At 36.3% G+C, this 25,962-nt stretch carries 22 protein-coding genes; 20 read left to right on the top strand and 2 right to left on the bottom strand.

The features are described 5' to 3' along the window. Positions 1-57: 57 nt before the first annotated feature. Positions 58-1,299, bottom strand: a complete 1,242-nt coding sequence (locus BR72_RS00835) for a nucleotidyltransferase (RefSeq protein WP_081904746.1) — start codon at positions 1,297-1,299, stop codon at positions 58-60. Positions 1,300-1,452: 153 nt separating this feature from the next. On the opposite strand from BR72_RS00835, the gene BR72_RS00830 reads away from it, so the two are divergent. The 3 genes from BR72_RS00830 (at position 1,453) to BR72_RS00820 (ending at position 2,837) form a co-directional block, all read left to right on the top strand. Next, entirely contained in the window at positions 1,453-1,953 is a 501-nt protein-coding gene (locus BR72_RS00830; RefSeq protein ID WP_035429163.1) for a YceD family protein, read from the top strand. 61 nt (positions 1,954-2,014) lie between these two features. Beyond that, on the top strand, positions 2,015-2,188 hold the full coding sequence (rpmF, locus tag BR72_RS00825; protein ID WP_001984764.1) for a 50S ribosomal protein L32: 174 nt from the start codon (positions 2,015-2,017) through the stop codon (positions 2,186-2,188). 127 nt (positions 2,189-2,315) lie between these two features. Beyond that, positions 2,316-2,837: an RsfA family transcriptional regulator gene (locus BR72_RS00820; RefSeq protein ID WP_035429162.1), complete on the top strand. Its 522-nt coding sequence runs from the start codon at positions 2,316-2,318 to the stop codon at positions 2,835-2,837. Positions 2,838-2,866: 29 nt separating this feature from the next. Here the strand turns inward: BR72_RS00820 and BR72_RS00815 are convergent, their stop codons facing one another. Further along, positions 2,867-3,337, bottom strand: coding sequence for an N-acetyltransferase (locus tag BR72_RS00815; protein ID WP_035429161.1), 471 nt, complete (start codon positions 3,335-3,337; stop codon positions 2,867-2,869). Positions 3,338-3,833: 496 nt separating this feature from the next. Between BR72_RS00815 and BR72_RS00810 the strand changes: the two genes are divergently transcribed. From BR72_RS00810 to sigE, 17 genes are all read left to right on the top strand, one after another. After that, the gene (locus tag BR72_RS00810; protein WP_035429160.1) at positions 3,834-4,712 is read left to right on the top strand and encodes a 2-dehydropantoate 2-reductase; all 879 of its coding nucleotides are present in this window, start codon (positions 3,834-3,836) and stop codon (positions 4,710-4,712) included. An 81-nt stretch (positions 4,713-4,793) separates the two neighbouring features. Continuing rightward, on the top strand, positions 4,794-6,410 hold the full coding sequence (gene bshC, locus BR72_RS00805; RefSeq protein WP_035429159.1) for a bacillithiol biosynthesis cysteine-adding enzyme BshC: 1,617 nt from the start codon (positions 4,794-4,796) through the stop codon (positions 6,408-6,410). 384 nt (positions 6,411-6,794) lie between these two features. Next, entirely contained in the window at positions 6,795-7,727 is a 933-nt protein-coding gene (gene rsmH / locus BR72_RS00800) for a 16S rRNA (cytosine(1402)-N(4))-methyltransferase RsmH (RefSeq protein WP_035429158.1), read from the top strand. Between the two features lie 15 nt (positions 7,728-7,742). Next, positions 7,743-8,105 (top strand): cell division protein FtsL, encoded by a 363-nt coding sequence (ftsL, locus tag BR72_RS00795; protein ID WP_035429157.1) that lies wholly within the window; start codon positions 7,743-7,745, stop codon positions 8,103-8,105. Between the two features lie 19 nt (positions 8,106-8,124). Further along, positions 8,125-10,302 (top strand): penicillin-binding protein, encoded by a 2,178-nt coding sequence (locus BR72_RS00790; protein ID WP_035429156.1) that lies wholly within the window; start codon positions 8,125-8,127, stop codon positions 10,300-10,302. Between the two features lie 83 nt (positions 10,303-10,385). Next, a complete protein-coding gene (locus BR72_RS00785) occupies positions 10,386-12,302 on the top strand; it encodes a stage V sporulation protein D (protein WP_035429154.1) in 1,917 nt (638 codons plus the stop codon). A 431-nt stretch (positions 12,303-12,733) separates the two neighbouring features. Next, positions 12,734-14,209, top strand: coding sequence for a UDP-N-acetylmuramoyl-L-alanyl-D-glutamate--2,6-diaminopimelate ligase (locus BR72_RS00780; RefSeq protein WP_035429152.1), 1,476 nt, complete (start codon positions 12,734-12,736; stop codon positions 14,207-14,209). Positions 14,210-14,231: 22 nt separating this feature from the next. Continuing rightward, positions 14,232-15,203, top strand: a complete 972-nt coding sequence (gene mraY, locus BR72_RS00775) for a phospho-N-acetylmuramoyl-pentapeptide-transferase (protein WP_035429150.1) — start codon at positions 14,232-14,234, stop codon at positions 15,201-15,203. Further along, entirely contained in the window at positions 15,204-16,556 is a 1,353-nt protein-coding gene (murD, locus tag BR72_RS00770) for a UDP-N-acetylmuramoyl-L-alanine--D-glutamate ligase (RefSeq protein WP_035429148.1), read from the top strand. A gap of 256 nt (positions 16,557-16,812) precedes the next feature. Beyond that, a complete protein-coding gene (gene spoVE, locus BR72_RS00765) occupies positions 16,813-17,910 on the top strand; it encodes a stage V sporulation protein E (RefSeq protein WP_035429146.1) in 1,098 nt (365 codons plus the stop codon). A gap of 167 nt (positions 17,911-18,077) precedes the next feature. Further along, positions 18,078-19,181, top strand: coding sequence for an undecaprenyldiphospho-muramoylpentapeptide beta-N-acetylglucosaminyltransferase (gene murG, locus BR72_RS00760; protein WP_035429144.1), 1,104 nt, complete (start codon positions 18,078-18,080; stop codon positions 19,179-19,181). Positions 19,182-19,231: 50 nt separating this feature from the next. Beyond that, positions 19,232-20,137, top strand: coding sequence for a UDP-N-acetylmuramate dehydrogenase (gene murB, locus BR72_RS00755; RefSeq protein ID WP_035429142.1), 906 nt, complete (start codon positions 19,232-19,234; stop codon positions 20,135-20,137). A gap of 96 nt (positions 20,138-20,233) precedes the next feature. After that, the gene (locus BR72_RS00750; protein WP_035429140.1) at positions 20,234-20,980 is read left to right on the top strand and encodes a cell division protein FtsQ/DivIB; all 747 of its coding nucleotides are present in this window, start codon (positions 20,234-20,236) and stop codon (positions 20,978-20,980) included. A 406-nt stretch (positions 20,981-21,386) separates the two neighbouring features. Continuing rightward, entirely contained in the window at positions 21,387-22,688 is a 1,302-nt protein-coding gene (gene ftsA / locus BR72_RS00745) for a cell division protein FtsA (RefSeq protein WP_035429138.1), read from the top strand. Between the two features lie 39 nt (positions 22,689-22,727). Further along, positions 22,728-23,876 carry a cell division protein FtsZ gene (gene ftsZ, locus BR72_RS00740; RefSeq protein ID WP_035429136.1) on the top strand — a complete coding sequence of 383 codons (1,149 nt, stop codon included), beginning with the start codon at positions 22,728-22,730 and terminating at the stop codon, positions 23,874-23,876. A gap of 404 nt (positions 23,877-24,280) precedes the next feature. Then, positions 24,281-25,198, top strand: coding sequence for a sigma-E processing peptidase SpoIIGA (spoIIGA, locus tag BR72_RS00735; protein ID WP_035429134.1), 918 nt, complete (start codon positions 24,281-24,283; stop codon positions 25,196-25,198). Positions 25,199-25,219: 21 nt separating this feature from the next. Beyond that, a complete protein-coding gene (gene sigE / locus BR72_RS00730; RefSeq protein ID WP_035429132.1) occupies positions 25,220-25,936 on the top strand; it encodes an RNA polymerase sporulation sigma factor SigE in 717 nt (238 codons plus the stop codon). The last annotated feature ends 26 nt before the right edge of the window (positions 25,937-25,962 follow it).

Below are 25,962 nucleotides of genomic sequence, written 5' to 3'. Positions count from 1 at the left end.
GATTCACTTTATCCCGCTATTCGTGGGCAATAAGCCCCCACTTATGGAAGTTTCACTTTATAAAAATACGTGTTGCACTTCGTCATATCGGATAGGGTGCTGCGTTATATCTCGTTTTATCATTTCACCGCAAAGGGTTCCTTGTAAAATAGAGAAATAAGTAGCGCTTGCTTTTCGGTCTAAATCTAAAAGAGGATGCTGAAACGTTTTTGTATGAGAAAGCAATGGAAGTGTTATTTGCTTTTTCTTTGCTGATATATACGCTTGTCCTTTTTGGGACATGCCGAGCAAACGAATATATTGTGCGTGTTGTTCTACACGGGCTTTGTGCATCTCTTCTTTTGTTGTGTTGGTTAAAATATGTGTGCAAATGCGCTGTAATCGTGTCCATGTGTAACGTTTTGTTTTTAATATTTCCATAAACTTTGCGAATGAAGTAGCTTCTTGAATAGATGATAAAATCCGATGTTCCAACCCTTCCTCTACTTCATATATATTTTGTAATTGCGATGGTGACATTGTTAGGAGTTTATATTTTAGCAAGTGAAAATAATGCTCCCAATTATGTAATAGGTGATAGGAATGTGTATATTGCTCTAAAAGTAATTTTGTCACTTTTGGAACAAAGGGAATAATTGCTGGAAAAGTTTCTGGATCATTAAATAATTGCTTGCGAATGCTCGTTGCGCTAGCGATTCGTTCATCTTGAAATGTTTCGTCATGATAATGCGAAGCAAAGCGCTTAATTGTACTCGCTTTCATTGAACTCTTTTGCCCGATAATTGCTTCTATGTAATGCATTCCTAAAATATTATTAGGCTCTGAAATGTCGATAGTATCTATGTTTTTTTGTAAGGATGCAAATGCCTCAGAAGTTGCTTTCGCATAGCTCATTCCTGTTTTTAAGTATTGTTGTACGAGGGAATGAAATGCGTCTTGCTCAGCTTGACGTAAAGTGATCGTATTGTAGAAATGATCAATATTACCACTTTCACTCCCAAAGCAAACCTCAGAGACGCAAAGAGCATCTAATATTGAAATAGCACCGTTTGCAAATGTTTCAGCTTTTTGCGTTGCGAAGGCATATGGAAGTTCGACAATAATGTCCGCGCCATTTGCTAAGGCCATTTGTGTTCGCGCCCATTTTGAAATGAGAGCCGGTTCCCCGCGCTGCAAAAAAGGTCCGCTCATAACAGCGATGATAATATCTGTCTTTGTTAACTTTTTGGTTTGTTGCATATGATAAGCATGACCATTGTGAAATGGATTATATTCAACAACAATGCCGCTAGCTTTTATAATAATCTCCCCTTTCGGTGTAGCATCTTTTTCTAAAACATGATAATCTATATATTATTTCCTATAATGACTTCATTATAGTGTAAAGAAAAAATATTGACAAATATACAATGGCTAGCTATAATTTTGTTTGTTGCCTTGAGGTGATATGATATGAAATGGTCGATTCATCAATTGAACAAATATCGACAAAAAGGACTAACGTTAGATGAGATGGTAGATGTAAGTGAGCTGAAAAATGTTGAGAACGATGTTCGAGATGTTACTCCTGTTCATGTGACAGGTAGAGTTGATTTTAGTTCTAACAAATATACGTTTCATCTACATATAACAGGAAGCATGGTATTACCATGTTCTAGAACGTTAGTAGATGTAACATTACCATTTGAAATTGAAACAACTGAGGTGTTCTTAGTTTCGAAAGAAGATTATGAAACTGAAGCAGATTTTCATTACTTAGAAGGAGAAGTACTTGACTTACTCCCTGTAATTAAGGAAAATATACTATTGGAGATTCCAATGCAAATTTTCAGTGAGGATGTTTCAGAAGGAACACCGATGCAAGGTCGAGACTGGCAAGTGATTTCGGAAAAAAGCGAAGAAAAGCCTGTTGATCCAAGATTAGCAGGACTTGCGAAGTTTTTTGACAAATAATCAGAAGACCATTTCAGGCCTTCGTATGAAAATAACTTTCTCTTTTAAGGAGGTGGGAAGAATGGCTGTACCTTTTAGAAGAACTTCTAAAACAGTAAAAAGAAAGCGTCGCACGCATTTCAAATTATCAGTACCTGGTATGGTAGAGTGCCCAAGCTGTGGTGAAGCGAAATTAGCTCACCGTGTATGTAAAGCATGCGGTACTTACAAAGGTAAAGAAGTAATCAGCAAGTAATTGCAAAAATAAACGCAGGAGGGAAACCTCCTGCGTTTATTTTTTCGCTTTTCTTTACATGTTATTCTTCTATCTTTTCTAGTAACTGCATATGTTTAATAAAAAATGCATAAGGAGGACTAGAGAGATGGCAACAACAAGACAAGATGCATGGACTGATGAAGAAGATTTACTTCTGGCGGAAGTAGTGCTCCGGCATATACGTGAAGGAGGAACGCAACTTTCTGCCTTCAAAGAAGTAGGAAGACATTTATCGCGAACACCTGCCGCTTGTGGATTTCGTTGGAATTCTTACGTACGTAAACAATATAAAGAACGCATTGAAGAAGCAAAGCAAATAAGGAAAGCTGATAATTATGAAGTGCGAGAACAAAAGAAAGAGAAAGTGACTTCTCTTTCAATAACGTTAGAAGATGTAATTGTCTTTTTACAAAGCTATAAAAAAGAAGAAGAAAAAACGGAATTATATAAGAAGATTGAGGCATTGCAAAGGGAAAAAGAAGGACTTTTGCAGCAATTGTCTTTGTATGAAGAAGAATACCGTACTTTATTCGATTATATTGACCGAAAAAGAAACTCGATGGTATTAGAACCTTCTGAAAGAGAGAGAAACCGAGAAAAAGGAATACTTGAAAAAACATCAAAATAAAAACAGCTGTTATGCAGCTGTTTTTATTTTTAAGCAGATTCACTTTTTGTAACCGCATTCAAATTTACGTTTGGATGCCAAATGTAAAAATCGCTATCATCGATGGTTACTTTTTCGAAGTGTAATTTTTCCCAAAAATCAGCAGATTGGACGCGAGCAATCGTTTTGATAGGAAGGTTTAATTGTTTTACATAATTGACAAGCATCTTACCGAATCCTTGTTTTTGGAATGTTGGTAACACTTCGAGTTTAAAAAGTTCTACATAAGGGCTAGTTAACGAATTGCTGCTGGCCTGTTGTTTCGTATACAAGCTCATGCGAGCGATAAGAGAACCACCGTAATAAATTCCGTAAAAAGGGGATTCACTATCGTTTTCGATAATATTTGCTTGTAGATCTTCCAGCATAGATAATTCTTCAGCGCCACAACCCTTGAATTTTTTAAACTCTTCTAACGTTTTATAATTGATGAGCAAGCGCTCAACTTTTGGGAAATGCATAGAATCACATCCTTTTCTTGTTGTAAAATAAAGAAAAGTATAAATATTTACAATAATATTATAACGCATTTTTTTATTTTTATGAAGAAAAGAGATGATTCTTTCGATATTTTTTTTAGAAGTTTGCTAAACTAATTTTATAAACTATATAAATACAAATTAAAAATCCGACATATAAGCCCTCTTTTTTGAGGAGAGCGAGAGCATCTGGCTATGTATAATAGCGGTCAGGGCTTATTTCTGCCACCTGCAAGGTTTAAAAACAAAAAGAGTAAGTAGCGATTATGTTATATTCTGCATTGAAGCGACTTATGGATGTTCAGGCCCGTTGGTAATGTTCTTAAATATGAGGGCTTAGGAGAAAGAGCTAGAAAAAGATGTCGAAAAATTAAAATGGATTTATATATAGTAAAGCTTTCGTTAGTAGAAATTCTTTTTTTGTTTGCGGAAAGTTATTCATAATGTATAGCATGATGAAAATGGGGGCTTTGTAAAGATGAGGATTGGAATTGTTGGGCCAGGAGCAATTGGACTTCTTTTTGCGTTTTATTTACAAAAAAATGAGCAGGATGTCACACTGTACACACGAACAGCGGAGCAATCTGAGCGTTTGAAAGAGTCCGGAATTACATGTGTGCAAAATGGTATGCGGGAAACTGTATTTCCTCGTGTAAATCATTTAGAGAATATAAAAAATGAAACACATGATTATATATTTATTGCTGTAAAGCAATATCATTTAGAAAAGGTATTACCGTGTTTGCAAGCGGAAAAGCGACTTATCTTCTTACAAAATGGAATGGGACACCTTCATTTATTACAACAAATTCAAGGTGCTAGCGTTGCAGTAGGAATTGTAGAGCACGGAGCGAAAAAGGAAAATGGGAGTATCGTTCATCATACTGGAGTTGGTAGTACGAAATTTGGAATCATACATGGAGAGAGGAAGGACTTAGAGCTTCTGTTCACTGCATTTTCTTCGAGTCTATTCCCGGCAGTGGTTGAAAGTGATTGGAAGCGAATCATGATAAATAAGCTTGTCGTAAATGCGTGTATTAACCCATTAACCGCGTTGTTCGGTGTACAAAATGGAGAATTGTTGACAAATCCTTCGTTTCACAAAGTGATGAAGCAAGTATTTTCAGAAGTAATGGGAATAGTAGGTGACGTACAATGTAAAGAGTATTGGGATCGTGTATGCACAGTGTGTGAAAATACAGCTCATAACACTTCCTCTATGTTAACGGATGTACGCAATAATAGAAAAACAGAAATTGATGCAATTGTCGGTTATTTACTTGAAGAAGCAGAGAAACAACAAAAATCAGTTCCAACGCTGTCTTTTTTGTATCATTCTATAAAAGGATTAGAATGATAAGAGTTATTCTTTGCTTTTGCAACGAACATTGACTACAATTTGGTTGGTGAGAGATTCGGAGATGAAAGGAAGAAGTATATGGAGATAAAAGAAATCTCTGTCCCGCTTCAAGGAGTTGTTGCGGACTATTTGAAACATAAAAAAGAAATTCAAGAATGCTTTGATTATCCAGTAACGGAAGAGAGTTTTGTAAGACGTATACAAGATTTACGAAATAGACAGTATCCAAGACAAGAGTTAGTATCACATTTATTACAATATAATCAAGAATTAAATGCAGGAGAAAAAACGTTTCAAAATATCAATGCTTTGTTAGAAGAAGATACATACGTTGTTATAGGAGGGCAACAAGCTGGATTGCTAACGGGTCCTCTTTATACGATCCATAAAATTATATCTATTTTACAACTTGCAAAGGAAAAAGAAGCTTCGCTTGGCGTACGAGTGGTTCCTGTTTTTTGGATTGCTGGTGAAGATCATGACATTGATGAAATTAACCATGTGTTCGTTACGAAAAACGGAAAAGTAAAAAAGACAATTTTTCACGGACGTAACCTAAATAAAGCGAGTGCATCTGAAACGGAGATTTCCATCGAGGATTGTCAACATTGGATCGAAGAAATATTTAAAACATATCCAGAAACAAAACATACAAAGGATCTACTTCGTTTGGTAGAAGAATGTTTACAGCAATCACGTACATACGTTGATTTTTTTGCGCGTTTTATTACAAAGCTATTTATGCATTCGGGTTTAATTCTTGTAGATTCTCATCATCCTATCCTGCGGAATATTGAAGTTCCTTTTTTAAAAGAATTATTAGCACGCTATAAAAATGTGCAAGTAGCACTTAACGATCAGCAACGTATATTACGTGATTTGGACTATAAAACAATTATTGAAACAAAGCCGAATGTAGTGCATATCTTTATGGAGATTAATGGGGAACGTCTTTTGTTAGAGGAAGAAGAAGGGCGTTTTATTTGTAAAGAAGGGATGTATTCGTTTTCCTACGAGGAGATTATAAAAAGTATGGAAGATCATCCAGAACGATTTAGTAACAATGTTGTTACAAGACCGCTTATGCAAGAATATATTTTTCCTACACTTGCATTTATTGGTGGACCAGGAGAAATTGCGTATTGGAGTGAACTCCAACAAGTATTTCATGCGGTGGACTTCCAAATGCCGCCAGTTGTGCCTCGCTTGACAATTAGTTATATAGAACGCGATATTGAAACTGATTTACAGGATTTGCAGATTCAGGAGAGCGAAGTGTTCAGTACTGGTATTCCTGCACTGCGAGAAAAGTGGCTATCTAAGCAAGTTGAAGAGCCGATAGACAGTCACTTTATGAATGCGTCGGAGCAAATTGGAGCAATTCATACATCATTACAACAATTTGTTCAGAAAGTAAGTCCAGGTCTTCGAGATTTTGCGAAGAAAAATGAGTTGAAAATTATGCAACAACTTGAACTGTTAGAGCGGACAATTCAATCTGACTTAGAAAGAAAACATGAAGTGCAGCTTAATAAATTCAGAAGAATTGAGTGCTCATTACAACCGTTAGGTGCACCGCAAGAACGAATATGGAACATTTGTTATTATTTAAATGTCTATGGGCTTGATTTTGTAGAACGAGTAATGAAGCAAACTTATCGTTGGAATGGAAAACAGCATATTATAAAATTATAAAATCTTGCTCTTAAGAGCAGGATTTTATTTTATTTTGTGGAATTACCTGTAAAATAAATTGATTTATTGATTATATGTATTGTAAAGTATATTGGTTGAAAATACACAACTTTTGAAGAATGGTTCTTTTTTGACAAAATGGAACAAAAAGAAAGTGAATTATCATCATTTTCGACATGTTTTTGTGAAATTTCCCGAAAAAGATGATAAGATTTAGTATATAATAAGATAAAACTTTAATTTAGTAGGAAGTGGAATTCTTACTAATTACTGACCACGCCAATCGGAATTTTATGGACAATTATCTTGATTCCTTTTCATTTTTGGAATTGGGGATAAAAAGATGACTTCAAAAGATTATTTTGTAAAAAAGTAGGTGCAACAATGTTTAAACATGTAACAGTGTTATTAAAAGAAACAGTAGATGGATTGGAAATTAAACCTAATGGTACATATGTAGATTGTACGCTAGGAGGTGGAGGACATAGTGCTTATTTACTATCTCAACTTTCTGAAGAAGGAAGATTAATTGCATTTGATCAAGATGAGGTTGCAATTCAAAATGCAAAAGAAAAATTCTCTTCTTATGACGGTCAATTTATAACTGTAAAAAGTAACTTTCGTTATTTAAAAGAAAAATTAAATGAATTAGGAATAACGGAAGTAGACGGTATTTTATTCGATTTAGGTGTTTCTTCCCCACAATTAGATACGCCAGAACGTGGATTTAGTTACCACCACGATGCTCCGCTTGATATGCGCATGGATCAAGATGCCCCGCTAACAGCATATGACGTTGTAAATAGTTGGTCATATGAACAACTTGTAAGAATCTTTTTTCAATATGGTGAAGAAAAGTTTTCAAAGCAAATTGCAAGAAAAATTGAAGCATACCGTGAAAATAAATCAATTGAAACAACTGGAGAACTAGTGGAGTTAATTAAAGAAGGGATTCCTGCCCCGGCTAGGCGAACGGGAGGACATCCTGCGAAGCGAGTATTCCAGGCAATTCGTATTGCAGTTAATGATGAATTGAAAGTATTTGAGTACGCGTTAGAAGCGGCGATCGATATGACGAAAACAGGTGGTCGAATTAGTGTGATTACATTCCATTCGCTAGAAGATCGGATTTGTAAAACGACATTTAAAAGACATAGTACAACACCACAGCTTCCACCAGGATTACCAATTATTCCGGATGAATACAAGCCGAAGTTGAAGTTAATTACAAGAAAGCCGATTTTGCCTTCTGATGTAGAATTAGAAGAAAATAAACGAGCACGTTCTTCGAAGTTACGAATTGCTGAAAAACTATAAAAAGGAGAGAGAGGTATGTCAAATTTAGCCGTTAAGTACAAAAAGCAACAAGTGGAAATAGAAGTACAATCTCAAGCTCCGCAGCAAGTAGTACAGCCAACTGTCAAAACAAAAATTACAAGAATTGAAAAATTATTGTATGTTGCATTTATTGGCTTTTTATTATATACATGCGTAGCTGTTATTGGGAATAAAGCGGCGCTATATGAAGCTGATGCTAAAGTGACAGAGATGGAAAGCACCCTTATAAAACACCAAAAAGAAAATCAAGAATTACAAGCTGAAAAGGAAAAGCTAACACGTTATGATCGCATTGCAGAAATTGCAAAAAAACATGGACTTGAAATTAATGCGAATCATGTAAAAGGCTTAAATTAATAATAGGTGTGAAGAAAAGATGAATATACGTAAATTTCATACTAACAAAGGAGCAGGATTCTTCATTAAGGTGTTTCTCCTGCTCTTTTTTCTGTTGTTAGCGCGCTTTCTTTATATTCAAGCAACGAAAACAGTGCATGGAGTAGATTTAGAGACAATTGCACAGCAAAAGCATAATAAAAAAGGGGTACTTGAAGCAAATCGAGGAACGATTTACGATCAAAATGGTTACGTGCTTGCTCAGGATGCAAATTCGTATAAGATGGTTGCCGCACTAAAAGGACAAAAGTATGTGAAAGACAAAGATGATGCGGCAGAGAAAATATCAAAAGTACTTGAGGTTGATAAAAATGAAATTTTACAGTACTTAAATAAAAATGCTACACAAGTAGAGTTCGGAAAGATTGGAAAAGACTTAACGAAAGAAAAGAAAATTCAAATTGATAATCTGAAAATAGATGGAATATCGTTTGTTACAGAAAAGGCAAGAATATATCCGAATGGAAATTTTGCTTCTTACATACTTGGATTTGCAAAACCAAATGATGAAGGAATTGCAGAAGGGAAATTTGGACTGGAACAAAGCTTAGATAAATATTTAAGAGCTTCTAACGGAAGCATGAAGTATACAGGAGATACGAAAGGTATTGCGTTAGATGGTGGTAAACAGTCTGTGAAGCCTCCTAAAAACGGGGATAATGTATATTTAACACTTGACCAACGGATTCAAGGCTATCTAGAAGATGCGATGGAAGAGGCAGAAAAACATTATGATCCGTCTATGTTAATTGGAGTCGTAGCAGATCCGAAAACAGGAAAAATTTTAGCGATGTCTAGCAGACCGAGTTTTGATCCGAATCCGAATAATCGAGATATTCAATACTTTTTAAATGATACGATTGCAAACGCGTATGAACCAGGTTCAACGATGAAAATCTTTACGTTAGCAGCTGCTATTAATGAGGGCGTATATAAAGGACAAGATTATTATCAATCTGGTAGATACAAAGTGGGGAATGAGGAAATTAGAGATCATAATGGCGGATCAGGTTGGGGTTCTATTACGTTTGACGAGGGAGTAGAGCGCTCATCAAACGTTGCTTTTGCTATTTTAGGAAATGAAAAGCTAGGCCCTGATCGTTTTCGTCAATATATTCATAAGTTTGGTCTGGATGAAAAGACTGGTATTGATTTACCTGGAGAAGGCGAAAATACAATTTTATTTGATAAGAAAATCCAGCAAGTAACAACAGCATTTGGACAAGGTTCAACTGTAACTCCAATTCAGCTTGTACAAGCAGCTACTGCAATTGCTAACGATGGGAAAATGATGAAACCCTACATGATTGATCAAATTGTAGATCCGATGGATAATAAAGTTGTCTTGCAACACCGTCCAGAGGAAGTAGGGAAACCAGTTACAAAAGAGACTGCAACGCAAGTAAGGCAACTGTTAGAACGAGTTGTAACGTCACCGAAAGGGACTGGAACGATGTATAAACTTGATGGATATTCCGTTGGTGGTAAAACAGGAACAGCACAAATTCCGGATGGAAAAGGCGGTTATATGATAGGGAAAAATAATTATATATTCTCCTTCCTTGGTATGGCACCAATGGATGACCCACAGCTTGTCATATATTTAGCAGTTAAGCAACCTAAATTGAAAGACACTGAAAATGGTGCACAGCCGTTATCCGAAATGTTTAAATCTGTTACGAAAAATAGTTTGGAGTATTTGAAAATTAAGCCAAATGAAATAAAAGATGTGAAAAAACAAGGAAACCAGCAGCAAGCTACTGTTCCAAATGTAACGGGTAAAACAATGGAAGAAGCAAAAGGCATATTGGAAAAGGCGAAGTTCCGACCTGTTATTTTAGGAGAGGGAAAAATCGGACAACAAGTGCCAAAAGCGAATGAAAAAACGTTAACGGGTGATCGTGTATTCTTAGTAGGAAATCAACCGAAAATGCCGAATGTTAATGGTTGGGCCCTTCGTGATGTGATGAATTTAGCGAAAATATTAAATCTTGATGTGAAGCTTTCTGGTACAGGTTATGTAACTGAGCAAAGTGTCGCTGAAGGTACTCCTTTACAAGAAAGAACACAGGTAGAAGTAAAACTTGAACCACCTCTTGAACCGCAACAAGAAGCAGAGCGGGAACCAAATAAGAAGGAAAAGAAAGAGGACACGTAACATAGGAGAAATGAACGTGTTCTAATGAAACAAGTACAAGCATATATTGGAACAAGCTAGGCGTAAAGGAGGCTTGTTCCAATATGCGTGTATCAAATGTAACGGTAAGAAAAAGACTTATTTTTGTGCTGATTTTTGGTATACTTATTTTTACAATTATTGATATTCGTCTTGGATATGTGCAGTTTTTTCTTGGTAATCTGTTAACAGATCGTGCGAAAGATTCATGGAGTCGTAATATTACATTTGAACCTGAACGGGGAAAAATTGTAGATCGTAATGGTGTGGAACTTGCAACAAATAAAAGTGCACCAACTGTCTTTGTGGTACCAAGGCAAATTGAAAAACCGGCAGAGACTGCAGAGAAGTTAGCTGCAGTTTTAGGTGTGTCGAAAGAAGATATTTATCAACGCCTTACGAAAAAAGAGTCTATAGTCAGATTAGATAAAGGTGGACGAAAAATTTCTCATGATAAGGCGAAAGAAGTTAGAGCTTTAAGTTTAAAGGGTGTATATATTGCTGAAGATTCAATTCGATACTATCCGTTTGGTAAGTATTTATCACATGTGCTTGGCTTTGCTGGGAGTGATAATCAAGGGCTTATGGGGCTGGAGTCATATTATGACAAAGAATTAAATGGTGACAAAGGATATGTCCGTTTCTTTGCTGATGCGAAAGGACAACGCATGCCGAACATAGGCGATGATTATAAGGAGCCAGGCGACGGCTTGAATTTGAAGTTGACAATTGATTCGCGTATTCAGACAATTATGGAGAGAGAATTAAATATAACAGAGTCTACGTATCATCCAGATGGAATCGTCGCGATTGCAATGAATCCAAATAACGGTGAAATATTAGGTATGTCTAGTCGTCCGAGTTTTGACCCAGCGGATTTCAAAAGTGTTTCACCAGAAGTCTTTAACCGAAATCTTCCGGTTTGGAGTACATATGAACCAGGATCCACATTTAAAATTATTACACTTGCAGCTGCTTTAAATGAAAAATTAGTAGACTTGGAGAAAGATACGTTTTATGATGATGGAGCGGCAGAAGTTGGCGGTGCAAGATTGCGTTGCTGGAAAGCGGGGGGGCATGGCAGCCAAACGTTTTTAGAGGTTGTTCAAAACTCTTGTAACCCGGGTTTTATAGAACTTGGAGACCGTTTAGGAAAAGAAAAGTTGTTTCAATATATCCGTGATTTTGGATTTGGACAAAAAACAGGTATTGATCTACAAGGAGAAGGTAGAGGGATTTTATTTGATCTAAAAAAAGTAGGACCTGTTGAACAAGCGACTACAGCGTTTGGTCAAGGAGTCTCTGTTACCCCGATTCAACAAGTAGCAGCAGTAGCGGCTGCTGTAAATGGAGGCAAGTTATATCAGCCTTATATAGCGAAAGAATTCATAGACCCAACTACGAACAAAGTAATTAGTAAAAAAACACCTATTGCAAAGAAACAAGTGATTTCCAAGGAAACATCTGAAAAGGTTCGGTATGCACTTGAGAATGTTGTTGCGAAAGGTTCAGGTAACAAAGCATATATTGATGGATATCGTGTTGGAGGGAAAACAGGTACAGCACAAAAAGTAAAAGATGGTAAGTATTTGGATAACAACTATATCGTATCATTTATTGGATTTGCACCAGCGGATAATCCGCAAATTGTTGTATATGTCGCTGTAGATAATCCAAAGGGAGTTACACAATTTGGCGGAGTGGTTGCTGCACCAATCGTTGGGAATATTCTTCGTGATGTCTTACCGGTTATGGGAGTAGAGCCTAGAAAAGAGCAAATTGAAAAGAAATTAACTTGGGATGAGACGCCATTAGTAGAAGTCCCTAATATAGTAGGCTTGGATCGAAAGGAATTACAAAGTCAACTTGTTGATTTACAAATTGATGCCAGCGGTGATGGAAACAAAGTGGTTGAACAGTCTCCAAAGCCAGGTACGAAAGTAAAAGCAGGATCCAAGGTTCGAATATATTTTAATAAGTAAGTATCAAGGCATGTGTGTACGATATAGTAACACTCAACTAACAATACAAATTGAAAGACTGGCATAAAAACCCTTTTTCTTTTAGGAGGATGAGAGCATCTGGCCGTGCATTGGAGCGGTCAGGGCCTTTTCCTGCCACATACGGGGTTTAGAACAAAGAGAGCAAGCAAGTAGCGGTTATGTTTTAATCTGCATAGCAGCGACTTATAAAGAAAAGCGGAGCCGCCTGTTTAGGCCATTGGCTAAGGTTCTTATACATAAGGGCCTAGGAGGCAGAGTTAGACAAAGATGTCAAAAAATCAAAATGGTTTTTATAGTAGTGAGATGTTTGATTCACATTGCATGTTGGGTAAATATATGACATTCTTATTAATGGAGTGCTTTGATAGCATTAATAAGAGGTAAATAAAGAGTAGAGAGGATTTAAAGAAATGAAGTTGCATACACTCGTATCAAATTTGCATGATTTTCCAGTCATTCCAATAGAAAATCCAGAAATTACATCAATTGAAGCAGATTCACGTAAAGTGACAACTGGAAGTTTATTTGTATGTATAAAAGGTTATACGGTTGATAGTCATGAATTTGCTATGCAAGCAGCCGCGCAAGGTGCGGCTGCTATTGTTGCGGAAAGACCTATTGATGTTGACGTTCCAGTTGTACTTGTTAAAGATACAGTACGTTCTTTAGCAGTGTTAGCTGACTCTTTTTATGGACAGCCGACGCAAAAGTTACACTTAATTGGAATTACAGGTACAAATGGAAAGACAACAACATCGCATATAATGAACGAAATTATGCGCGCACATGGACATAAAACAGGGCTAATTGGGACGATTAATATGAAAATAGGTGATGAAACGTATGAGGTGAAAAATACAACACCTGATGCATTAACATTACAAAATACGTTCGCTAAAATGGTCGAACAAAATGTAAATAGCGCTGTTATGGAAGTATCTTCACATGCGTTGCGTCTCGGAAGAGTACATGGATGTGACTATGATGTAGCGGTGTTTACAAACTTAACGCAAGATCATTTAGATTATCATAAAACGATGGAAGAGTATAAATATGCAAAAGTCTTGCTATTTGCACAGCTTGGTAATAGTTATCATCATAATCGTGTAAAGTACGCTGTATTAAATAATGACGACGCTGCAACAATAGACTTTATGGAAAGTACAGCAGCAACAGTGATTACGTATGGGATTGATACAAAAAGTGATATTATGGCGAAAAACATTGAGATGACAAGTGCTGGTACGACGTTTACACTCGTAACTCCAAATGAAAGTTTTGACATCACGATGAAATTAATTGGGAAGTTTAATGTGTATAATGTATTAGCTGCAACAGCTGCATGTTTTGTTTCTGGTGTAGCGCTGCAAACAATTATCGACGTTGTGAAAGAATTAAAAGGTGTTCCTGGCCGCTTTGAAGTTGTTGATAGAGGACAAGATTTTACTGTCATTGTTGATTATGCGCATACACCAGATAGTTTAGAAAATGTATTGTTGACAACGAAACAATTTGCAAAAGGTAATGTGTATTGTATTGTTGGATGCGGCGGAGATCGAGATCGTACGAAACGACCAATTATGGCCAATGTTGCAATGAAATACGCAACGCATGCGATTTATACATCAGATAATCCGCGTAGCGAACACCCACAAGCAATTCTTGATGATATGATTGAAGGTATAGAGGGAAATAATTATGAAGTAATTGTTGATCGAAAAGAAGCGATATTTCATGCTGTATCAGAGGCAAAAGCTGGAGATATTATTGTAATTGCAGGTAAAGGTCATGAGACATATCAAATTATTGGTACAGAGGTACACCATTTTGACGATCGTGAGGTTGCTGGGGAGGCAATTGCACAACGTTTAAGCATGAAAGAATGACAACAAGAGAGGGGGACTAGATATGCTTGAACAAGGATTATTAATTACAGTTGGGGTGTCATTTTTAATTTCGGTTGCGTTGTCACCAATTTTTATTCCATTTTTACGTCGTTTAAAATTTGGGCAGAGCATTCGAGATGAAGGACCAAAATCACATCAAAAGAAATCGGGAACACCGACTATGGGCGGAATTGTTATTTTTATTTCAATTATGATTACGTCTATTATTATGATGTTTAAATTTCAAAAAAGTGCTGAGACGTACTTATTGCTTCTTGTTACATTTGGCTACGGTTTAATCGGATTTTTAGATGATTACATTAAAGTTGTAAAAAAACGAAATCTTGGTTTAACATCAAAGCAAAAATTGGTAGGACAATTTATTATTGCAGTAGCATTCTTTATCATTGCAAAAGGACAAGGATTTGATACACATTTAATGATTCCAGGTACGGAAATTAAGTTTGACTTACACTGGGCGTACTTTATTCTCGTGCTCTTTATGCTGATAGGAGCTTCAAATGCAGTTAACTTAACAGATGGTTTAGATGGATTATTAGCAGGAACAGCTGCTATTGCATTTGGTGCATATAGTATTATTGCATTTGCTCAGGAACAGTATACAATTGCTATTTTTTGTATGGCAGTTGTGGGAGCTGTATTAGGATTTTTAGTATTTAATGCCCATCCCGCAAAAGTGTTTATGGGGGATACAGGATCTTTAGCTCTTGGCGGTGCTTTAGCTGCTGTTTCCATTTTAACGAAAACAGAATTATTATTAGTTATCATTGGTGGAATGTTTGTTATTGAGACACTCTCTGTTATTATTCAAGTTGTGTCGTTTAAAACGAGAGGAAAGCGTGTATTCAAAATGAGTCCGCTTCATCACCACTATGAATTATGTGGTTGGTCAGAATGGCGAGTAGTTGTAACGTTCTGGTCAGTCGGACTTTTATTTGCCGTGTTAGGAATTTATATCGGAGTGTGGATGTAATTGAAAACGATAACTGACTATCAAAATAAAAATATTCTTGTATTAGGTATGGCAAAAAGCGGTTATGCTGCAGCTGTCTTATTAAAGAAACTTGGAGCAAATGTGATTGTAAATGATGGCAAGCCGCTTGCTGAAAACCCATTAGCGACAGAGTTACAAAGTCAAGGTATAGAAGTTGTATGTGGCGGCCATCCTTTAGAATTATTAGAAAAAAATATTTCTGTCGTTGTAAAAAATCCAGGGATTCCGTATTCTAATCCGTTACTAGTAGCGGCAAAGAAAAAAAACATTCCGATTATAACAGAAGTAGAACTAGCGTATCGCATTTCGGATGCTCCATTAATTGGGATTACAGGATCGAACGGAAAAACAACGACAACAACATTAACATTTGAAATGTTAAAAGAAGGAGAAAAACATCCTGTTATTGCTGGAAATATCGGCATGGTAGCGTGTGAAGTTGCACAAGGTGTAACGGAACAAGAAGTGGTTGTAACAGAACTTTCTTCTTTTCAATTAATGGGGATTGATACATTTCAACCGAAGATTGCGGTGTTGTTAAATTTATTTGAAGCACATTTAGATTATCATGGTACGAAAGAAGAATACGGTTTAGCAAAAGCGAATATCTTTAAAAATCAAAATGAAAATGACTATAGCATCATTAACGCTGACGATGAAGAGGTAATAATGTTGTCTGAGCAAAGTAAAGGACAAAAAGTGTACTTTTCTACGACGAAAGTCATTGAAGACGGTGCGTGTGTAAAGGACGGCGCTCTTTACTTCAAAGGTGAAAAAGTGATTGATGTTCAAGATATCGTATTGCCAGGGAAACATAATTTAGAAAATATCCTAGCTGCTATGAGCATTGCAAAGCTTATGGGTGCTGCAAATGAAGCGATTATAGCAGTCTTAAAACGGTTTACAGGTGTAAAGCATCGTTTAGAATATGTAACGACAATTCAAAACCGTAAGTTTTATAATGATTCGAAAGCAACAAATATGCTGGCGACAGAAAAAGCATTGTCCGCATTTACGAAACCAGTCATTTTATTAGCTGGCGGACTAGATCGCGGGAATGAATTTGACGAATTAATTCCATACTTTGAGAATGTAAAGGCATTATTTACATTCGGACAAACTGCACCGAAGCTTGTTGAAGTGGCAGAAAAGGCTGGAATGAAAGGTATTAAATGTGTCGATAATGTGGAACAAGCGGTACAAGAAGCGTTTGCTCTGTCTGAAGAAGGAGATATAATTCTTTTATCTCCAGCATGTGCAAGCTGGGATCAATTTAAAACATTTGAAGAAAGAGGAGACATGTTTATACAAGCTGTGCATAAGCTAGTATAAAGTGAAAGAATCATCAGTGGATTATTTCTGCTGATGATTCTTTTATAGATAAAATAATGTGAAATTTCTATCGGTGAGAGAGCTCATCTTCTACTGATGAGAAATCTTCACCAGGTTCTTACAGGCAGTTATTCACACATATCTTCTTTGATTTTGCGGTGGAATTAGGCTGCTTGCCTCTTGCCTAAATAAATGAGACTTCGGTTGTAAAAAAAGTATGGTTAACGAAAAGCTACATTCAAAGAGGTGATACTCATTGCCAACAAAAAAGACGCCTGACTTTATTCTTATAATTGTAACCTTGTTACTTTTGACGGTAGGAATGGTGATGGTATACAGCGCTAGTGCTGTATGGGCTTCGTATAAAATGGGAGATTCGTTCTTTTTTGCAAAACGTCAATTGTTATTTGCTGGGCTTGGTGTCGTTGCTATGTTTTTTATTATGAAGATTGATTATTGGGTGTGGCGTACATATTCTAAAGTGATTTTACTCATTTGTTTTGTTCTCCTTATATTAGTTTTAATTCCAGGTATTGGACTGGTGCGCGGCGGCGCTCGAAGTTGGATTGGGATAGGGGCATTCTCAATTCAGCCTTCGGAGTTTATGAAGTTTGCGATGATTATTTTTTTAGCGAAATTTTTATCGGAAAAACAAAAAATGATTACATCTTTTAAACGAGGATTGCTTCCTTCGCTTAGTTTTGTATTTGTTGCATTTGGCATGATTATGCTGCAACCAGATTTGGGAACGGGAACCGTAATGGTTGGCACTTGTATTGTTATGATTTTTGTTTCGGGAGCACGGATTTTTCACTTTTCCATGTTAGGACTAATAGGAGTAGCAGGATTTGTAGGGCTGATTGTATCAGCACCATATCGAATGAAACGGATTACATCTTATTTAGATCCATGGTCGGATCCGCTTGGAAGTGGATTTCAAATTATTCAATCGTTACTTGCAATCGGACCGGGTGGATTATTTGGTCTTGGTCTTGGGCAAAGCAGACAGAAATTTCTTTACTTACCAGAGCCGCAAACAGACTTTATTTTTGCGATTCTTTCTGAAGAATTAGGTTTTATTGGTGGTTCGTTTGTGTTATTATTATTTAGTCTGTTGTTATGGCGTGGGATTCGAGTAGCATTAGGAGCGCCAGACTTATATGGAACTTTTTTAGCAGTCGGGATTGTGGCGATGATTGCGATTCAAGTAATGATTAACATCGGTGTTGTAACTGGTTTAATGCCAGTTACAGGAATTACCTTACCATTTTTAAGTTATGGTGGGTCTAGCTTGACCCTTATGTTAATGGCGGTTGGAGTATTACTAAATATAAGTCGCCATTCTCGCTACTAAACCCTGTTTTTATGACAGGGTTTTTCGTATGTAAAAATAGAAACTAAGCGATTGACATATGAATAGCATACAGTGGAATTTATGAACAGTAAGGTTAGTTAAACAAATCGGACTTTTATGATCTGGCAGTAGTGGGATAATAGAAAAAAGAAGCGGAGGAATAAGCAGTGCGAGTATTAGTCAGTGGTGGCGGAACAGGTGGGCACATTTATCCAGCTCTTGCGTTAATTCGAGAAATCAAAAAAATTCATCCGGAAGCGAGATTTTTATATATTGGTACTGAAAATGGTTTGGAGAGTAAAATTGTTCGCAAAGCGGGGATACCTTTTCAATCCATTGTTATTAGTGGGTTCAAGCGTAAATTATCAGTTGACAATGTGAAAACGGTGATGCGTTTTGTGAAAGGTGTACAGGATAGTAAACGGTACATACGTCGTTTTAATCCAGATGTTGTTATTGGAACAGGTGGTTATGTATGTGGTCCGGTTGTATACGCAGCAGCTAAACTGGGTATTCCAACAGTTGTACACGAACAAAATAGTGTACCTGGTGTAACAAATAAATTTTTGAGCCGTTACGTGAATAATGTAGCGGTTTGTTTTGAAGCGGCAGTAGAACATTTCCCGCAAAATAAAGTTGTGATGACAGGGAATCCTCGGGCTTCAGAAGTGTTGAATCAAAATGGTATGAAAGGCAAGCGTTCGGTCGGTTTATCTCTTTCAAAAAAATCAGTGTTAATTTTTGGAGGAAGCCGAGGCGCTAGACCAATTAATGATGCGTTTTTAGAAGCAATTGAACAATTTGGTAATAAAGCTTACGAAGTATTGTACGTTACAGGTGAAGTGCATTATGATAAAGTGATAGAATTGGTGAAACAAAAAGGGAATCCACACAATGTTATAATTAAGCCGTTCATTGATAATATGCCAGAAGTACTTACTGGGGTAGATCTTGTTGTTTCGCGTGCAGGTGCCACAACGTTAGCTGAATTGACAGCTTTAGGGAAACCAAGTATTTTAATTCCAAGTCCATATGTTACAAACAATCATCAAGAGAAAAACGCTCTTTCTGTTGTTGAAAAGGGGGCAGCAAAAATGCTTCTTGAAAAAGATTTAACAGGTGAAACGCTTCTTGGTGATATCGATGAAATTTTATTGGATACACAAAAATTACAAAATATGAAACTTGCTGCAAAGCAGTTAGGAATTCCAGATGCAGCAAATAAGTTATTTGAAGTGATGAAAAAACTTGTAGAAAATAACGTTAGGTGAATACCCTGCATACTACTGTAGTACAGAGATTTAATATGGGGGAGATCATCATGAAACAATTAGCAAAAGAACTTATGGAAGCACATGTAGGAAAAGTATTAGAAAATGAACCGTTAGCTCGTTATACAACAATGAAAATAGGTGGTCCAGCAGATATTTTAGTCATTCCAAGTAGCATGCAAGGTGTAGAAAAAGCGCTAGAATGTGTGAAAAAGTATAGAACAAAATGGACTACGATTGGTCGCGGTTCTAATCTGCTTGTATCCGATAAAGGAATTGAAGGTGTTGTCATTCGACTAGGAGAGGGTTTGGATCATTTAGAAGTGACTGGAACGAATGTCCGCGCGGGCGGAGGATATCCTCTTATTAAGCTTTCAACTCTACTAAGCCGTCAAGGACTCGCAGGATTAGAGTTTGCAAGTGGAATCCCAGGAAGTGTAGGCGGGGCTGTGTATATGAATGCAGGCGCTCATAAATCGGATATGTCTAAAATTGTGAAGCGCGCTCGTGTGATGTTTGAAGACGGAAAGTTTGAATGGTTAACGAAAGAAGAGCTAGAATTTTCTTATCGTACATCTGTGTTACAAAAGAAGCGCCCTGGTATTGTACTAGAAGTAGAATTGCAATTAAAAGAAGGAAATCGTGACGAAATTATCGGGATCATGCAAAAAAATAAAGATTATCGTCGTGATACTCAACCTTGGAACCATCCGTGTGCAGGGAGCATTTTTAGAAACCCGCTCCCAAACTATGCTGGTGATCTAGTGGAAAAAGCTGGGCTGCGCGGTTATCAAATTGGTGGTGCGAAAATTTCAGAAATGCATGGAAACTTCATTGTAAACACGGGGACAGCATCAGCACAAGATGTTCTTGATTTAATCTCTTTTGTAAAGAAGACAATACTAGAACAGTTTGGTTTAGATATGCACACTGAAGTAGAAATCATTGGAAGATAATAGTTGTCTGTCCTGCCTTGTATCATTTATGATATAATGAGAAGAAGAACGGCATGCATAACATGCCGTTCTTTATGTTACATAGGGGGAGCGTACATGAAGAATAGTAAAGTTATTAAGTTACAAGATCGTGTACCAAAATTAAAAAATCAAAAGAAGAAAAAACAAGTAAATAAACGATTAATTTTATATGTATCGATTTTATTTTTATTGGTACTTTTTTTAATTTATTTTCGATCTCCGATGAGCAATATAAAAGAGATTACAATTCATGGTAATCATTATATGACGGATAAACAAATAATGGAGCAGTCTGGGATTACGAATAATATGAGCTATTTTAGTCTAATTGGACATCAAGCGGAAGCGAAATTAAAGAAGCAAAAGGAAATAAAAAATGTCCATGTGAAAAAACAATTTCCAAACAAGATTGTTATCGATGTTGAGGAATATGTGACAATTGGCTACATTAATAAAGATGACAAATTATATCCTCTTTTACAAAATGGAAAATCATTAGATGCCCTTCCAAATGGGAAGTTACCAGTTGCTGCACCAATTTTTGTTCCTTTTGAAGAAAAGAAAATGAAAGAATTGATTGCTGAACTAGAAACGTTAACACCAGCTGTTCTTCGCTCCATATCAGAAATCCAGTATAAACCAACAGAATTGTATGCAGATCATCTTACACTATATATGAATGAGGGATACGAAGTAAGTACAGTTATTCAAGATTTTGCAAAACGAATGGAAGCTTATCCACTTATTGTTAAGAATTTGTCGCCAGATAAAAAAGCAATTATCCACCTAGAGGTAGGTGCTTACACTGAATATCTAAATTAACGAATAACAGCTTAGCAAAGTGGATGCTTTAGTTGTAAAATTTGTTTTGTTAAGAAAAATAGAAATGTATTCTTGAAAATTATGTAATTAAGTCATATTTTCCTCTTTTTTCTTTTTTTAATATAATCTTAGGAGTAAGTTTCACTTTTCTAGAAGTACATCTTAGTGTAGACTTATAATTGGCGGTAATCTTTGTAGAGAGATAAGGTTGTTTCAAAAAATAACAGTGATTTATATTTTGCTGTTAAAAAAATGAATAAATACCAAACGAAAATAAGAAAAATATAGTGTTAAAAAAGGGAAACGCATAAATACGTTGAATATTTTTCTTATAACATAGTAAAGCAACGATTGTTGTTCCATATATTGAATCTTATGGTATAAATAAAGAAGGAGGTGCCAAAGAATGAACAGCAATGAAATATATGTTAGTCTTGACATCGGTACATCCAATGTTAAAGTCATAATTGGCGAGATGGTCAATGACGCTTTAAACATTATTGGTGTTGGAAATGTAAAGTCGAATGGTTTGAAAAAAGGCTCCATTGTTGACATAGATGAGACTGTACAATCGATTAAAAAGGCTATTGAACAAGCTGAACGCATGGTAGGAATTCACATTGAACGCGTTGTTGTAGGTGTAAATTCTAATCAAGTACAGCTTCTTCCTTGTCATGGAGTAGTCGCTGTTTCAAATGAAGATCGTGAAATCGGAAACGAAGATGTGCTTCGGGTACTTGATGCAGCACAAGTTGTGTCAATTTCACCAGAGCGTGAGTTTATTGATGTGGTGCCTCGACAGTTTATCGTAGACGGCCTTGATGGAATTAATGATCCGCGTGGAATGATTGGTGTACGTTTAGAAATGGAAGGTACATTAATTACAGGCTCGAGAACATTGTTACATAATTTACTTCGATGTGTAGAAAAAGCGGGTCTTGAAATAATTGATATTTGCCTTCAGCCATTAGCAGCAGCATCAGTTGCATTATCGAACGATGAAAAAAATCGTGGTGTTGCTCTTATTGACATCGGTGGAGGTTCGACAACATTATCCATTTTCCAAGATGGGGAATTACAAACGACAAGTATATTACCGATTGGTGGAGATCATATTACAAAAGATATCGCCATCGGATTGAAAACATCAACTGAAAATGCCGACCAAATTAAACTAAAATATGGACATGCTTTTTATGATACAGCATCTGAGGAAGAAATGTTTACTGTTTCAATGATGGGCAGTGATCAAACGGAGCAATATTCTCAATTAGAGTTAGCTGATATCATTGAAGCTCGTGTAGAGGAAATTTTTATGCTAGTACAAGATGAGGTGCAAAAACTTGGCTTGAAACAGTTACCAGCTGGCTATGTACTTACTGGTGGTGTTGTTTCTATGTCTGGTATTCTTGATCTTGCAAATGACATTCTACAACAAAATGTTCGTATTGCAACGCCAGATTATATTGGTGTACGTGAACCACAATATACAATTGGGGTTGGACTTATAAAAAATGCATACCAAAAAGCTAAATTGCGAGGAAAGAGCGTGCAGGAAAAGCAGGAAAATTATGAAACACAGCATACACATGCACCAGTACCTGCTGCAGCGCAACAACCAGTAAAACAAAAGCCTCGTAAAAACAATGATAACAATGAACGAATGATGTCAAAAGTGAAGCGTGTATTCCGATATTTATGGGATTAGATTTAAACGCGAAAAATGAGGTTCTAGGGGGATTTCGACATGTTAGAGTTTGATACTACACAAGATCAATTAGCAAATATAAAAGTTATTGGTGTTGGCGGCGGCGGAAACAATGCTGTCAATCGTATGATTGAAAATGGCGTACAGGGCGTAGATTTTATTGCTGTAAACACAGATGCCCAAGCACTAAACTTATCAAAAGCTGAAACAAGAATGCAAATCGGTGGTAAATTAACGCGCGGACTTGGTGCGGGCGCAAATCCGGAAGTAGGAAAAAAAGCTGCTGAGGAAAGTAAAGAACAAATTCAAGAAGCACTTCGCGGTGCGGATATGGTCTTTGTCACAGCTGGTATGGGCGGTGGAACTGGGACTGGAGCAGCTCCTGTTATTGCACAAATTGCAAAAGAACTAGGGGCATTAACAGTTGGGGTTGTAACTCGCCCATTTACATTTGAAGGTCGTAAGCGTGCAACGCAAGCTACATCTGGGATTGCTGCGTTTAAAGAAAATGTAGATACAATCATTGTTATTCCAAATGATCGTATTTTAGAAATCGTTGATAAAAATACACCAATGCTTGAGGCATTCCGTGAAGCAGATAACGTATTACGTCAAGGTGTTCAAGGTATTTCTGACTTAATTGCAACGCCTGGTCTTATTAACTTAGACTTTGCAGACGTAAAAACAATTATGTCTAACAAAGGTTCTGCATTAATGGGGATTGGTATTGGAACTGGTGAAAACCGTGCGACAGAAGCAGCAAAACGTGCGATTTCTAGTCCGTTGCTAGAAACATCTATTGATGGTGCACAAGGTGTTATTATGAACATTACAGGTGGCACGAATTTAAGTTTATACGAAGTTCAAGAAGCGGCGGATATTGTAGCTTCAGCTTCTGATCCAGAAGTAAATATGATTTTCGGTTCAGTAATTAATGAAAACTTAAAAGATGAAATTGTTGTTACAGTAATTGCAACAGGTTTTGATGATAGTATCTCAATGCAACCACCTAAACCAATTACTCGTTCCTCAGTAACTACTACTAAAAGTGCGCAGCAACCAGTACAACCAGTTAAACAACGCGAAGTAAAGCGTGAAGTAAAGCGTGAAGAGCCAGTTAGCGAGCGTCATACAGATGTAGATGATATCGATATTCCAGCATTTTTACGTAATCGTCGCAGACGCTAATGGAGCGTTTATAAAGTGAAACTTTAAGTTGTAGGGTATACCCGCTGCTTATTAGTTGAACCAATTAAGTTTTTACTGTCCATAAGTTGCGAGATGAATTTTCGTATTTCATGGAAAAATAAAGAAGAAAACTCTCTTTAAATGCAAAGAGGGTTTTCTTTTTTTTATTCTCTTTCCTTTGTTATTCACGGACAGAAAAATAATAATCTTTATATTGATACAAATTTCGTTACTTACTCAAAGATAGTGCCTTCTCGGTAGTTTTATAAGAGTCCTCTTTTTCTACATGACAAATTATTCCTTAAAGTTTCAAAATAACAAAAAATCCCTTCCGTCAATTGACACACTTTTCCATTGGATATGCATTATACTAGTCTCAACTTTATAAAAAAGAGGTGAACCGTTTGGTTGTATACGCCGACATTATATGGTTATTAAATGTCTGCATTGATTTTCTTTTACTTTTATTAACAGCAGTTGTTTTAAAACGGAAAGTGAAAAGATGGAGACTTATACTTGGGGCATGTATCGGTTCAACAATTGTTATTTTTGCATTCACGCCGTTAGCATTCTTGATGACACATCCTGTAATGAAATTAATATATTCATTTCTTATTGTTTATACTGCATTTGGCTTCATTCGTTTTCGGACATTTCTCCAGAGTGTTTTAACGTTTTATTTTGTGACGTTTATGGTAGGAGGTGGCCTTGTCGGCACTCACTTTTTTCTTCAAACAAGCGACATGATGAATGGGCTAATTTCAACAAAATCTATTTCGTATGGTGATCCTGTAAGTTGGTTGTTTGTAATAATCGGGTTTCCTGTTATCTACTATTTTTCAAAAAAGAGAATTGCAGATGTAGAAGTAACAAAGATTCATTATGAGCAAATTGTGAAAGTAGATATCAAAATAGGTATAAATGATATTCAACTAGATGGATTGATTGATAGTGGAAATCAATTGCATGATCCGCTTACCAAAACACCAGTTATGATTATCCATGTTTCTTCTTTGGACAATGTGCTACCGAGTTGGCTAATAGAACAAGTTCAACGAAAAACAGCAATTCCTTATATACCAGATGAAGAATCGGGGTGGGCAACACGTTTGCGCTTAATTCCTTACCGCGCTGTAGGGGTTAACCAACAATTTTTATGGGCGTTTAAACCTGACTATGTACAAATTTATCATGAATCTGCGAAAGTTACTGTAAATAAAGTATTAATTGGTTTGAATGCACAGCAGCTATCAGCGAATGGTGAGTATCAGTGTATTTTACATCCAAAAATGTTATTGTCACAAAAAATAACAATTGCTTAATAGAGAAATGGAGGGATTGAATTGAAGTTGAAGTTTCGGTTAACGTATCTTTGGTATAAGTTATTGTTAAAACTTGGAATTAAGACCGATGAAATATACTATATTGGTGGGAGTGAAGCGTTGCCACCACCATTAACAAAAGAAGAAGAAGAAATTTTGTTAAAAAAACTACCAAATGGAGACGAAACAGCAAGGTCACTTTTAATAGAGCGCAATTTGCGTCTTGTTGTATATATTGCTAGAAAGTTTGAAAATACAGGGATTAATATTGAAGATCTTATTAGTATTGGAACCATTGGCTTAATAAAAGCGGTTAATACATTTAATCCAGAAAAGAAAATTAAACTTGCAACGTACGCTTCAAGGTGTATTGAGAATGAAATATTGATGCATTTACGGAGAAATAATAAAAATCGTTCAGAAGTGTCTTTTGATGAGCCTCTTAATATTGATTGGGATGGAAATGAACTATTGTTATCAGATGTTTTAGGAACAGATGAAGACATTATTACAAAAGATTTGGAAGCAACTGTTGACCGCCATTTACTTATGAAGGCATTGCATCAATTAAATGATCGAGAGAAACAAATTATGGAACTTCGTTTTGGATTAGATGGTGGAGAAGAAAAAACACAAAAGGATGTTGCTGATATGCTCGGCATTTCCCAGTCGTATATTTCACGTTTAGAAAAACGAATTATTAAAAGGCTTCGTAAAGAATTTAATAAAATGGTATAGATGAAGCTAAGCAGACAATTGTCTCG

The sequence above is a fragment of the Bacillus sp. UNC322MFChir4.1 genome (assembly GCF_000746135.1).
Lineage (GTDB): Bacteria > Bacillota > Bacilli > Bacillales > Bacillaceae_G > Bacillus_A.
This window is presented reverse-complemented; position numbering and strand designations above follow the sequence as displayed.